The organism is Hydrocarboniphaga sp. (assembly GCF_028291725.1).
Lineage (GTDB): Bacteria > Pseudomonadota > Gammaproteobacteria > Nevskiales > Nevskiaceae > Hydrocarboniphaga.
On record NZ_JAQGNT010000043.1, the window covers coordinates 39,869 to 52,936 of the forward strand.

The window sequence follows — 13,068 nt, forward strand, 5'->3', positions numbered from 1 at the left end:
AGGCTCCTCAGGCAGCGCGGCCTGCGATGAGCGCGCGTACCAGCCGGTCGGACCAGCGGCTGCGATGGCCGAGCATCTGCGCCAGCAGGCGTGAACGGCGCAGATACAGCGTGCAGTCGTTCTCCCAGGTGAAGCCGATGCCGCCGTGGATCTCGATGCCCTCTTCCGCCGCATAACAGAACGCATCGCTCGCGGCGAGCCGCGCGCCGGCCGCGGCCAGCGGCAGTTCGGGAGCCGCCGTCGACAAGGCCCAGGCCCCGTAGAGGCAATGGCCGCGCGCAAGCTGCACCTTGGTGTACATGTCGGCGAGGCGATGCTTGACCGCCTGCGTCGCGCCGATCGCGTTGCCGAAGGCACGCCGCCGTTTGGCGTAGTCCACGCTCATCGCGAGCATCGCCTCGGCACCGCCGAGCTGTTCGAAGGCGACATAGACCGCGGCGATGTCGAGCAGGCGTTCAGTCAGCGTGGCACCGCTGCCGGGCGAGCCGATGCGCTGCGCCGGCGTCCCCACGAAATTCAGCGCAGCGTGCTTGCGGATGCGATCGATCGCCGTCACCGGCATCTGCGCCACACCCTGCAAGGGCAATAGCCACCAACCATAGCCATCACCGTCTTCATCCGAGCGTGCCGACACGATCGCGATTTGCGCAGAAGCCGCATCGGCGACGGGCGTCTTGATGCCGTCGAAGCGGCCGTCGCGAACGCGCCCCCGAGGCGCCGTGCTCCAGACGCCGCTGCCTTCGGTGAAAGCGAGCGTGGCGATCACCTCGCCCGCCGCGAGCCGCGGCAGCCATTCGTCCGCGGCGGCTCCGCCCGCCAGCTTGAGCGCCTCGGTCGCGACCAGCACCGACGAGCTGAACGGGATCGGCGCGAGGCTCCGCCCGATCTCCTCTGCAACGACGCACAGTTCCAACGCGCCCAGGCCGAGTCCGCCCTGCCGCTCGGCGATCGCTGCCGCGGTCAGGCCCATGCCGGCGGCGTGCGACCACAATTCCGCATCGTGCCCGGCATCGGCTTCGAGCAGCATGCGCGCCTTCGCCGGCGCGTTCGCGAACAGACGGCGGGCCTGATCGCGCAGCGACTCCTGCTCATCGGAGAATTCGAAATTCATGCCGGTGGCGGCTCCAGGCCGCGGATCGAGTAACGTAGCGCTGCGACCGAGTGACTAGTCATTGGGATACCTCTTTTGTCAGGTATGATACGGCGTGGCTCCGAAGACTGACAAGCTGGGTGAACCGATGGAGACAGTTCGTATCGACGTGCAGGCCAACGGCCTGAGTTTCCATTATCTGGACCGCGGCAGCGGCCCGCTGATCCTGATGCTGCACGGCTTTCCGGACACGGCGTTCGGCTTCACAGCCACGATGAAGATTCTTGCTGAGGAGGGCTACCGCGTCGTCGCACCGTTCATGCGCGGCTACGCACCCAGCGGCTTCGCGCCGGACGGGGACTACCGGCTGCGCCGCCTCGGAGAGGACGCCCTCGCGATCGCCGCTACGCTCGGGGCCGAACGCTTCGTCCTGGTCGGCCACGACTGGGGCGCGCTCGCGGCCTATGCAGCCGCCGCGATCGCCCCCGAACGGCTGAGCCATCTGGTCACCGCAGCGATCCCGCATCCGGGCCATTCAACACGCAACACCGGCCTGAAGCAGGCCCGGCGATCGGCGTATGCGCTGCTCTTCCAGCTGCGGTGGCTGCCGGAGCGGCTGATCCGCCGGCGCAATTTCGCATGGCTCGAAAACCTGATCCGGCGCTGGTCGCCAAGCTGGGATTTTCGCGACGAGGATCTGGCGTTCCTCAAGCAAGCCTTTACGCAGCCGCAACGCCTGCAGGCCGCGCTCGCGTACTACCGTGCTTTCATACCCGGGACACTGAAGCGCGATCAGCGGGCGCTGACGGACGCCGTGATCCGCGTGCCGACGCTGCAGATCTGCGGCGGGCAGGACGGCTGTGTCGGCAGCGAGATGTTCGACGGACAGCAGGCGTGGTTCGCCGCGGGCTTGAGGATTCATCGTATGTCCGACGCGGGGCACTTCATGCAGTACGAACGCCCACGAGAATTTGCCGCGGCAATCCTGGCGCAGCTGCGCGCGTGAATCTCTCGGAGTTGTGTCGCCGCAGGTCCTGTCAGATTGCGTCCTTGACGGCGCCCGCGACGTCCAGATCCTCGACAGCCGCGCAGACGCGCGCCCAGGAAGCGGTGAGGTTGGCGGGCGCCTGCAGGCCCGCCCACATTTGCGTCATCTGCACTGCGTCCCAGGCATAGCTCATCCAAAAACGGTACAGGTCCCAGGCCTGTTCCGGCTTGGGCGCGTCGCGCACACCCAGCGACGCGAGTGTGTCGAGATAAAGCGCCAGCAGGTCTTTCTCATGGCGCCGGCGCAGTTCGATCGGGGCACCGGGGCCGAGAAAATAGGCGAGCTCGCGCAGGCCCGCGCCACGATGAACGATCTGCCAGTCCAGCAGGCCACTGCGCTCCTCATCCGCGAGCCGGTAGGTGTTGCCGAGGTGACAATCTCCGTGCGCCAGGGTCAGCGGCCCGCGCTCGCGTTGGTCGATCACTGCCTGCTCGTTGTCGATCAGCACGCGCGCCAGGCGGCGTACCGGATCGGACGCCTGTGTTTCCGGCTTCAGGAAGCGCTTCCGGAAGCGGCGATGCACCATCATCATCAGCGAGAACGCCGGTCGCGCGCGCTCGGTCGCCAGCCACGACAGATCGGACGAGAACCGCGGACTGTTCCAGAAGCGAGCGTGCACCGTACCCAGCGCCACCATCATGCCGCGCAGGTGGTCGAGGTCGGCCTCGTCGGCCAGCGAGAACGGCCGGCATCCGCGCAGCGACAGGTCTTCGAGCACGAGCATGAAACGCGCGCCGCGGCCCAGATGCGTAGCGTAGGCCAGGGGTGCGACATCCGCGAGATCCTGGCGAACCGTCCGGTAGAACCGAACCTCGTTCACCGCCATCTGCAAAGGCGCCACCATCAGGCGGCTGCTCGCCGTCAGCGGCGTGCTCTTGATGAAGACGCTTGCCGGCAGTCCGGCCGACTTGCCGCGCTCGTTCCAGTGCAGCGCGAGCCGGCGGCGATCCGTGGTGCCCGAGTTTCCGTCGAGCCGTTCGATCCGCTCGACCTCGGCGCCAGGCACGTCGGCGGCGATCTGCTGCGTCAGCCAGCGCGGGGTGAGCTGGGCCGACGCGACCGGTCCGGTTCGCGGCAACCAGGGCGAGAGCGACAGCACGGTTTCGGAGAGGGCGGATACGATGCTCAAAGCAATCTCCAGGCCGCTCGATGAAACACTCGATGAACCATGCTTGTGCCGATCGGAACCCTTAGCGGCCTGCTGACGCTGTCGCGTCCGAGCCCGCTTCGCATTTTCATGCGGCCGCCGCGCGACGGTAGAAAGCTTCGCCACGTGCAGCCCGCGCCCGGAGCCAGGCGCTGGGTCGGTAACGCTCACCGTGACGATCGGCCAGATGCTCGCAGGCAGCGACGAAAGCCGCGATGCCGACGGTGTCGATCAGCGAGAACGGGCCGCCGGTATATCCGGGGAAACCGATGCCGAGCACCGCACCGACATCGCCTTCGCCCGGATCGCTGATCACGCCCTCCTCGAACGCGCGCGCCGCCTCGAGCGCCTGGATGTACAGCAGGCGAGACTTGATCGCCTCGACAGCAGGCGGTCCGGCCTGAGGCGGATAGACCTCGCTGAGGCCTTTCCATGCCACGCGCCGGCCGTCCACGTAGTCGTAGAAACCGCTGCCGTAGCGGCGTCCCTTGCGGCCCAGCTCCTCGCAGAATTTCGCCTGCACCCGGAAGCCGTAAGGCTCGACCCAGGCCGCTCCGGCGTCGCTGCGATACTGGCAGCTGGCGTGATAGCCGAGTTCGATCGTCAGGTCGTCGATCAGCGCCAGCGGCCCGACCGGGAAGCCCGCCTGCCGGGCGGCATTGTCGATCAGCGCAGGCGCCAGTCCTTCGGTGAGCATGCCCATCGCCTCGGACAGATACACGCTGATCACGCGCGTGGTGAAGAAGCCCTGGCTGTCGTTGACGATGATCGGCGTCTTGCGCAGCAGCTTGATGTAATCCAGCGCCTGCGCCAGCGTGGCGTCGCTCGTGGCGTGGCCGCGGATCACCTCGACCAGCGCCATGCGATCCACGGGCGAGAAGAAATGCAGGCCGATGAAGCGCTCCGGCGCGGCCACGCCTTCAGCGAGGCTGCTGATCGGCAGCGACGAGGTGTTCGACGCCAGGATCGCGTCCAGCCGCATCGCGGCGCGCGCACGCGCAAAGACTTCGCGCTTGAGCTTGCGGTCCTCGAACACGGCCTCGACGACGATGTCGCAATCGCCCAGCCGCGCGTAGTCCGACGCCGCCTCGATCTTCGCCAGGATCGCGTCGGCCTGGTCGGCCTTCATGCGGCCCTTCTCGATCTGCTTCGCAAAGCCGTCGGCAAGACGCTGCTTCGCGGCCTCGGCCTGCGCCTGCGAGGCATCGATCACCACCACCGTGGCACCGGCCTGAGCCGACACCTGCGCGATGCCCATGCCCATCAGGCCGGCGCCGATCACGCCGACGCTTTTTATCGCCAGCGGCGCCACGTTCTTTGGCCGCCGCGCGAGTTTGTCGCAAGCGCCCTTGGACGCGAACATCGTGCGCATGGTGTTGCGCGCGACCGGATTCATCAGCAGCTGGGTAAACAGGCGCGACTCGATGCGCAGCGCCGCATCCATCGGCACGACGCTACCGCGCGCCACCGCCGACAGCAGCGTGACCGGTGCCGGCTGGTTACGCTGCGTCGTGCCGGCCGCACTGGTCGCCGCCAGGTTGAAGAAGCCTCCGATTTCCGCGCGCTGGAACGCCGCGCCGCCAGGGAATTTGAAGTCCTTGCGATCCCAGGGCTGCACCGCATCGCCCTGCAGCACCCAGTGCTTCGCCGCCGATAGCAGATCAGGCGGTAGGACCACCGCGTGAATGATGCCGAGGTCCAGGGCCTGCTTCGCGGTCTGCGGCCTGCCCTGCAGCATCAACGGCACCGCCTTCTGGATACCGATCAGGCGCGGCAAGCGCTGGGAACCACCGGCACCGGGCATCAGGCCGATGCCGACCTCGGGCAGGCCCATCAGCACCTTCGGATCATCGGCCGCAACACGCCAGTGGCAGGCCAGCGCAAGCTCCAGCCCGCCGCCCATGGCGGCGCCATTGATCGCCGCGGCGAAGGGCTTGCCGCAGGTTTCCAGCCGGCGCAGCACCTCCGTGAACGGCCGCGAAATTTCGCGGTAAACCTGCTGCTCGTCGGTCAGCGTGTCGAAGAATGCGATCATCGCATTGATGTCGCCGCCGGCCATGAAGTCGTTCTTGGCCGAGGTGATCACGGCGCCCCGGATCGCCGGATCCGCGGCGATGCGCTCCACCGCGTCGGCGAGCGCGATGCGCATCGAATCCGTCACCACATTGGCGGACTTGCCGGCGACATCGAGTGTCAGCAGGGCGACGCCGTCGGCGTCGATGGAACAATGCAGATCGGCCATGGGCTTGTCCTAGATTCGTTCGACTAAATACGTTCGATGATCGTCGCGCAGCCCATGCCTTGGCCGACGCAGAGCGTGGCCAGCGCGGTGCCCTTGCCGCTGCGCTCCAGCTCGTCGAGCACGGTGCCGAGTATCATCGCGCCGGTTGCGCCGAGCGGATGCCCCATCGCGATCGCGCCACCGTTGACGTTGATCCGCTCGTGCGGAATCGCAAGCGCTTCCATGTAGCGCAGCACCACGGAAGCAAAGGCCTCGTTGAGTTCGAACAGGTCGATATCGGCAACCGACATGCCGGCATTGCGCAAGGCCTTCTCGGTAGCCGGCTGCGGGCCGGTCATCATGATCGTGGGCTCGGAGCCGACCGACGCGAATGCGCGGATGCGGGCACGCGGCTTCAGGCCCAGCTGCTCGCCGATCTCGCGGCTGCCGACGAGTACACCGGCGGCACCGTCGACAATGCCGCTTGAATTGCCGGCGGTGTGCAGGTGATCGATGGCGAAGACGTCCGGATAGCGCTGCAAGGCGATCGCATCGTAGCCACCCTTCTCGCCCATCAGGGTGAACGCCGGCTTCAGCACCGCCAGATCGGCAAGCGTGGCCTCGGCGCGGATGTGCTCGTCGCGGTCGAGCAGCGTAAAGCCCAGTTCGTCCTTCACCGCCAGAACCGAGCGCGCGAAGCGGGCTTCGCTCCAGGCGCGCGAGGCGCGTTGCTGGCTGGCATGCGCGTAGCGGTCCAGGTCTTGGCGCGAATACCCCCAGCGCGTCGCGATCAGGTCGGCGCCGATACCCTGGGGCGCGAAGTAGGTGTTGTAGGTGACGATCGGATCGCTGCCCCAGGCGCCGCCGCCGTCGGCTCCCATCGCCACCCGCGACATCGACTCGACGCCGCCGCCCACCACCAGCTGCGCCTGCCCGGACATCACCTGGGCTGCGGCAAGGTTCACCGCATCCAGGCCGGACGAGCAGAAGCGGTTGATCTGGATCCCCGGCACGCCGTGGTCCCAGCCTGCATACAGAGCCGCGGTGCGTGCGATGTCGCAACCCTGTTCGCCGACCGGCTGCACCACGCCGAGCACCACGTCGTCCACGCGCGAGGTATCGAGTGCATTGCGCTGCTGCAGCGCCTGCAGCACCTGCGTGATCAGCTCGATCGGCGGCACCTCGTGCAGTGATCCGCTGCTGCGGCCCCGTCCCCGCGGCGTGCGGACGTGGTCATAGATGTATGCGTCGGTCATCGTTCGGGTTCCATTGGCGGGTTCCATTGGACTTTCCGGCAGCCTCGGAAAGGCACTCAGCCTATTCGGGTACCTGTTTTTACGATGATACGGCGCGGGCCTATCTACCGACAAGTAAGACCCGAGCGCACAGCGAGCGGAATGAAGAGCCGGCGCGCAAGCCAGCCGTCAGCGCATCCAACTGCCGCGTTGAACGGATCGCCTTATTCAGGTACCTTTTAAAGGGGTCCGAAGTGCCGACCGGCTATCGTTCTCCGCCATTGACTGGAAGAACGAGGAGCCAAGCCGTGGAATACCAGACCCTGCTAGTGGAAGTGGGTGCCGACAAGATCGCGACCGTGACGATCAACCGGCCAAAAGCGATGAACTCGTTCAACACGCCGATGCTTCGGGAGTTCGCGCAGCTCTGGGCGGCGCTGCAGAATGACGATGCGGTCAGCGTGATCGTGCTGCGCGCAGCCGAAGGCCGTGCCTTCTCCACCGGCGCCGATGTGAAGGCGAGCGGCGACGATGCGGTTGTGGACTACAGCCGGCCCTTCGACCAGCGCGATCCGGGCGAATTCCTCGGCCCGAAGTCGAACCGCTGCTGGAAGCCGGTGATCGGCGCCGTCCATGGACTGTGCTGCGCCGGCGCGTTCTACTGGGTCAGCGAATGCGACTTCGTGATCTGCTCGGACGATGCCGAGTTCTTCGATCCGCACGTGACCTACGGCCTGGTGGCGGCCATCGAACCGATCGGTCTGACCTACCGCATCCCTTACGGAGAGGTCATGCGCATGGTGCTGCTCGGCAACGACGAGCGCATGAGCGCGAAGACTGCGCTGCGCATCGGCCTGGTGACCGAGATCGTCGACGGCCACGAACCGCTCTGGCAGCGCGCGCAGCAACTGGCCGCCCGGATCGCGCTGAAACCGGCCATCGCCCTGCAGGGCAGCGTGAAGGCCGTCTGGGAGTCGCAGGACCTGCCGCGCTACGCCGCGCTGGCCCAATCGATGAAGAACCCGATGCTCGGCAACCCCATCGCGCAGGCCACGCTCGACCGCGATGCGCTGCTCGCCTCCGTCAAGCAGTTCGAGGTGCGCTAGCGCCGGTTTCCCGGCGGCACATCGCGCGCTGGATTAAAAACAGATATCTCTATAGAATTTGCAAACAGTTAGCTAATTGAATTCGCGTCAGGAGGAGCCCATGACCCGTCCCTTCATCTTCAGCGCCGACTCCCATATCCGCGAACCCAACGACCTCTTCAGCAAGGGCCTGCCCGCCTCGATGCAGAAATGGGCGGTCCACGCGATCAAGGACGGCGACACCATCGTCACCAAGGCCGGCGACCAGGTCATCTACAAGATTCGCCTGAACGTGGTCGACCTCGCCGGAGAGAAACGCATCGGCGCCGGCGAAATCAAGGGCCGCCTGCTCGACATGGAGAAGGACGGCATCGACGGCGAGATCAGCTTCCCGTCGCTGGGCCTGTGGCTGTACATGATCACCGACGCGGAAGCCGAGCTCGGCAGCTGCCAGATCTACAACGACTGGAACTCGCGATTCTTCGCCGAGCACCTCGACAAGTTCGTGCGCTGCGGCGTATTGCCGGTGCGCGACCTGAACAACACGGTCGCCGAGATCGGCCGGCTCGCCGGCATGGGCTTCACCGCGGCCATGCTGCCTTCGGTGATTCCTGCGGGCGTACCCAAGTACAACAGCGAAGCCTGGGACCCGGTATTCGCCGCGGCCTGCATCGCCGGCATCGTGCTGGTGATGCATACCGGCACCGGCCTGGAGAACGTGGTGCAGGAGCGCGGCGCTGGCGCCGCGGTGATCAATTATACCAAGCAGATGAACGACGGCATCGACGTCGTGACCTACCTCGTCGCGGGCGGCGTGCTCGACCGCAATCCCGGCACGCAGGTCGCGATCATCGAATGTGGCGCCAGCTGGCTCGCCGCCTTGTCCGAGCGCATGGACGAGGTCTACGAGGCGCACAGCGTGTTCGTGAAGCCCAAGCTGTCGCTGCCACCGAGCGGCATCATCCGCCGTCAGGTCCACGCCTCGTTCCAGCACGATCGCGCCTGTATCGAGGCCCGCCACATCCTCGGTACGCAGGCGATCATGTGGGCCTCGGACTACCCGCATGCCGAGGGCACCTTTCCGCATTCGAAGGATGTGATCACCCGCCTCTTTGAGGGCATCGATATTTCAGAGCAGGAAAAGACTGATATTCTCGGCGGCAATGCGGCACGCCTGTTCCGCCTGCCGCGCGCGGCCGCCGCCAAGGCCTGATATTCGGAGCGGAAGGCGGCCAGTGCCGCTCTTTAACCCCCGCTTCGTCGGCTGCATTCCTGCTGGAGATCCGGCCATGTCACAGGCTGCTGTCAAACCCGATACCCGCCAATTTCGCGACGCACTGGGCAGCTTCACCACCGGCGTCACCATCGTCACCACCGTAGATGCGGAAGGCCGCGACATCGGCCTGACGGCCAACAGCTTCAACTCGGTGTCGTTGGACCCGCCGATGGTGCTGTGGAGCCTGGCGAAGACCTCGCTGAGCCTCGCCGCGTTTGTGCACAACCCGCATTTCGCGGTGCACATCCTGGCGGCAGATCAGCGCGCGATTTCGGATCTGTTCGCCAAGCGTGGCGCGGACAAGTTCGCTGGTACAACGCTGGCGCGCGGCGAAGGCGGTGTACCGCTGCTCGAGGGCTGTTCGGCGCGCTTCCAGTGTCGCACCGCGTTCCGATACGAAGGCGGCGATCACGAAATTTTCGTCGGCGAGGTCATGCGTTTCGATCATTTCGACAAGCCGCCTCTGGTCTTTCACAGCGGCAAGTACGGGCTGGTGGTCAAGCAGGCTGCGAGTCCCGCGCCTGTGCCGGTCGACGAGGCGGCGGCCGAGAGCAGCTTCAGCCGCGACTTTCTCGGCTACCTGCTGGGCGCTGCCTACAGCCAGCTGTTCAAGCCGATTCGCGACGAGTTCTCACGACGCGGCCTCTCGGAGAACGAGTACTACCTGCTGAGTATTCTGGGCGTGGACGAGGATCTGCCGCTTGACGAGATCGGCACCCTGATGAGCTTCGCCGGGCATACGCTGGGCGAAGAGCTGATCGCCGGGCTGGCGGGCCGCGGCCTGCTCGTGCGCGGCGATGGGCGGCTGAGCCTGACCGACAGCGGCCGCCGCGCAATGATCGAGCTGTTCGCCGTCGCCAAGTCGGCCGAATCCGATGCGGAAAGCGAGCTCGACTACTCCGAGTCGCAACTGCTCAAGCAACTGCTGAGGCGCGTCATCCGCAGCACTTCGCGGGGCTTGCCGCCGCTGCTGCGCAAGCGCTGAGGCGACGGCCCATGACTGACCGTCGCCAGCGCGCTACATAGAACTATCTCTTTTAAAGACAACAACACGGTCGCCGCATGGCGGCCGGCTACCCAGAGGATGCGCACCGTGGCCGACATGAAGGACGAGCTGAAGAAGGAGTTCGAGAAGGCCACGGCCTATGAACTCACCGACCACGACATCGAACGCGCGCGCCTGCTGCTGGGAATCGACCTTGCCGCCCGAGACAACGAGCAGATCCACACCGCGACCGCCGACAACATCCGCACATTCGCCTACGGCTGCGGCAACGACAACCCGCTGCACTGCGATCCTGAGTACGCCGAAAGCACCCGCTGGGGCGGCGTGATCGCGCCGACGATGATGGCCGGCGTGGTCAACAGGCCGATGCTGGGCGACGCATTGGACGCGGACATCAAAGCGCAGACCAAGAGCGTGTTCCGCGGCATCCACGTGTTCATCTCCGGCGGCGAGTGGCTGTTCTACCGGCCGATCTATCCCGGCGACACGCTGTATAGCTTTACCGGTGCCGAAACGCTGGAAGTGCAGCCCTCGGAATTCGCCGGCCGCAAGGTCAACCGCATCACGCGCCAGGTGAAGATCAACCAGCGCGCGGAGATCGTCGCGGTCTACCGGTACCGCGAGATCCTCACCGAGCGCAAGACCGCGCGTGAGAAAGGCAAGTACTCCAAGCTGGAGCCGGCAAAGTACGACGACGAGGCGATCGCGAAGATCGACGAGATCTACGCCCAGGACGTGCCGCGCGGCGCCGATCGCTGGTACTTCGAGGACGCGGTGGTCGGCGCCCCGCTGCGGCCGTCGGCGTCCGGGCCGCTGACGACGACCGACATCGTCACCTTTCATGCCGGCGGTTACGGCTGGGTGCCCTACGGCCTGCGCGTGGGCCGCTACTGGCACAAGAACCGCAAACGCATCGCGCCGTTCTACATCAAGAACGAGAACGGCATTCCGGACGTGGCGCAGCGGCTGCATTGGGACAGCGCCTGGGCGCAGGCGATCGGCAACCCGATGGCCTACGACTACGGCGTGATGCGCGAGAACTACGTCTATCGTTATCTCACCGACCTGGCCGGCGATGACGGATGGGTGTATCGCCAGTACGACGAAATCCGCAAGTTCAACTACATGGGCGACGTGCAGTTCATCAGCGGCGAGATCACCGGCAAGCGCGAGGACGCCGGTCTGAACCTGGTCGACGTCAAGGTGAAGATGACCAACCAGCGCGGCGAAGACACGTTGCTGTGCGATGCATCGATCGCGCTGCCGAGCAAGCACAAGCCCGTGCTGCTGCCCGAGCCGCCGGCCGAGTTGAAGGAGCGCGCAATCCGGATGATGGCGCGACACTGGGAACTGAACGCGGCGCGCCGCCGCGGCAAGTCCTGAAGGCTCGCATGGCGATGGCATCGGTAGCGCAGACACTTCAAGCGGTGATGGCGATCGATCCCGCCGCGCCGGCGGTCGAGTTCCAGCGCCAATGGATCAGCTGGGGTGTCCTGGATGCCCAGGTACGCGCGATCGACTCACTCGTGACCCACTCGGGCCTGGGCCCTGGCACGCGCGTTGGCATCCTGCTGCGCAACCGACCGCCGCAGCTGGCGGCGATGCTCGCGGCGATCGTATCGAGCCGTTGCATGGTCACGCTCAATCCTGTGCTGCCGGACGACAAGCTGCTCGACGACCTGTCGACGCTGCAGCTGCCGGTGGTGATTGGCGAGCGCAGCGAGTTCGAGCGGCCCGGCGTGCTCGAAGCGCTGCGCGCAGCCGGCAGCGCCGTGATCGCGCTGGCCGACGACATCACCCAGCTGCCGGCATTCGTGCCGGGGCTGGAAAAGCCGCGCGGCGAGCGCCTGCGGCGCGAACAGCCCGGCGTGATCGTCGAGATGCTGAGCAGCGGCACCACCGGCAAGCCCAAGCGCATCCCGATGCACACCCGGGCTTTCGAGATGGGTTTCGCCGCGGGTCAGGCCTACGAGAAAGGCGGCGCCGACGCACGGCCGCAACTGCGCTCCGGGACCATGATACTGACCTTGCCGTTCACCCATATCAGCGGTCTGTGGACGCCCATCCAGTGCATTGCCGGCGGACGCAAGTGCTGCCTGATGGAACGCTTCAAGGTCGACGATTGGCATGACGCAGTCAAGCGCCATCGGCCGCGCATGTTCGCTGGCCCGCCGACGATGCTGCGCATGCTGCTCGACGCCAAACTGCCGAAGGAAGATCTGGCGAGCCTGCTGGCGCTGCGCACCGGTACTGCACCGCTGGACCCGGCCGTTGCCGACGAGTTCTACCAACGCTACGGCATCCCCGTGTTGCAGAACTACGGCGCCACCGAATTCGCCGGTGCCGTTGCCGGCTGGAGCATCGAAGACTTCAAGCGGCATCGCCAGGACAAGCGCGGCGCAGTCGGTCGGCTGCAGGCCGGCGTCGAGGCGCGCATTGTCGATCTGCAGAGCTTCGAGCCGCTGGAGCCGGGCCGCGACGGACTGCTCGAATTGCGGGGTGCACAGCTTGGCGATGCCACGGCGTGGACGCGCACCACCGACCGCGCGATCCTCGACGCCGACGGCTTCCTGTTCATCACCGGCCGCGCCGACAACGCGATTCTGCGCGGCGGCTTCAAGATCCACCCCGACGAAGTCGTCAAAGTCCTCGAAGGCCACCCGGCGATCAAGGAGGCATCGGTGGTCGGATTGAAGGACGAGCGCCTCGGCGAGGTTCCGGTCGCCGCGCTGATCGCCAATGCGGGTGTGCCGCAGCCCGGCAAGGAGGAGCTGAACGCTTATCTTCGCAGCCGGCTCACCGCATATCAGATCCCGGTGGAATTCCGCTTCGTCGACGAACTGCCGCGTACGCCATCGATGAAGGTCAGCCAGCCGGCGGTGCGGGCGCTATTCCGGCAGTAGCCGCCTGCGCGGTGCGGCAAATGCTGCCGGCCCTGCCGCAACCGCGATCTATCGCCG

At 66.2% G+C, this 13,068-nt stretch carries 10 protein-coding genes; 6 read left to right on the plus strand and 4 right to left on the minus strand.

Going from position 1 to position 13,068, the window contains the following annotated elements; translation table 11 throughout:
* Window positions 1-7: 7 nt before the first annotated feature.
* On the minus strand, window positions 8-1,111 hold the full coding sequence (locus JWQ90_RS12010) for an acyl-CoA dehydrogenase family protein (protein ID WP_299694024.1): 1,104 nt from the start codon (window positions 1,109-1,111) through the stop codon (window positions 8-10).
* 148 nt (window positions 1,112-1,259) lie between these two features.
* On the opposite strand from JWQ90_RS12010, the gene JWQ90_RS12015 reads away from it, so the two are divergent.
* Entirely contained in the window at window positions 1,260-2,096 is an 837-nt protein-coding gene (locus JWQ90_RS12015) for an alpha/beta hydrolase (protein ID WP_299694027.1), read from the plus strand.
* A 31-nt stretch (window positions 2,097-2,127) separates the two neighbouring features.
* On the opposite strand, the gene JWQ90_RS12020 is transcribed toward JWQ90_RS12015, so the two are convergent.
* The 3 genes from JWQ90_RS12020 to JWQ90_RS12030 all read right to left on the minus strand — a co-directional run bounded on the left by JWQ90_RS12020 (window position 2,128) and on the right by JWQ90_RS12030 (window position 6,762).
* The gene (locus JWQ90_RS12020; protein ID WP_299694030.1) at window positions 2,128-3,267 is read right to left on the minus strand and encodes a phosphotransferase; all 1,140 of its coding nucleotides are present in this window, start codon (window positions 3,265-3,267) and stop codon (window positions 2,128-2,130) included.
* A gap of 106 nt (window positions 3,268-3,373) precedes the next feature.
* Window positions 3,374-5,527 (minus strand): 3-hydroxyacyl-CoA dehydrogenase NAD-binding domain-containing protein, encoded by a 2,154-nt coding sequence (locus tag JWQ90_RS12025; protein ID WP_299694033.1) that lies wholly within the window; start codon window positions 5,525-5,527, stop codon window positions 3,374-3,376.
* Window positions 5,528-5,550: 23 nt separating this feature from the next.
* Complete coding sequence (locus JWQ90_RS12030) at window positions 5,551-6,762, minus strand: acetyl-CoA C-acetyltransferase (protein WP_299694035.1); 1,212 nt, start codon at window positions 6,760-6,762, stop codon at window positions 5,551-5,553.
* Between the two features lie 233 nt (window positions 6,763-6,995).
* Here JWQ90_RS12030 and JWQ90_RS12035 point away from each other — a divergent pair, with 233 nt between their 5' ends.
* From JWQ90_RS12035 to JWQ90_RS12055, 5 genes are all read left to right on the plus strand, one after another.
* Complete coding sequence (locus JWQ90_RS12035) at window positions 6,996-7,847, plus strand: enoyl-CoA hydratase/isomerase family protein (RefSeq protein WP_299694038.1); 852 nt, start codon at window positions 6,996-6,998, stop codon at window positions 7,845-7,847.
* Window positions 7,848-7,947: 100 nt separating this feature from the next.
* Window positions 7,948-9,039: an amidohydrolase family protein gene (locus JWQ90_RS12040; RefSeq protein WP_299694040.1), complete on the plus strand. Its 1,092-nt coding sequence runs from the start codon at window positions 7,948-7,950 to the stop codon at window positions 9,037-9,039.
* A gap of 76 nt (window positions 9,040-9,115) precedes the next feature.
* A complete protein-coding gene (locus JWQ90_RS12045) occupies window positions 9,116-10,087 on the plus strand; it encodes a flavin reductase (protein WP_299694043.1) in 972 nt (323 codons plus the stop codon).
* 117 nt (window positions 10,088-10,204) lie between these two features.
* A complete protein-coding gene (locus JWQ90_RS12050; RefSeq protein WP_299694313.1) occupies window positions 10,205-11,491 on the plus strand; it encodes a MaoC family dehydratase N-terminal domain-containing protein in 1,287 nt (428 codons plus the stop codon).
* An 8-nt stretch (window positions 11,492-11,499) separates the two neighbouring features.
* Window positions 11,500-13,011, plus strand: a complete 1,512-nt coding sequence (locus JWQ90_RS12055) for a class I adenylate-forming enzyme family protein (RefSeq protein WP_299694046.1) — start codon at window positions 11,500-11,502, stop codon at window positions 13,009-13,011.
* Window positions 13,012-13,068: the final 57 nt, after the last annotated feature.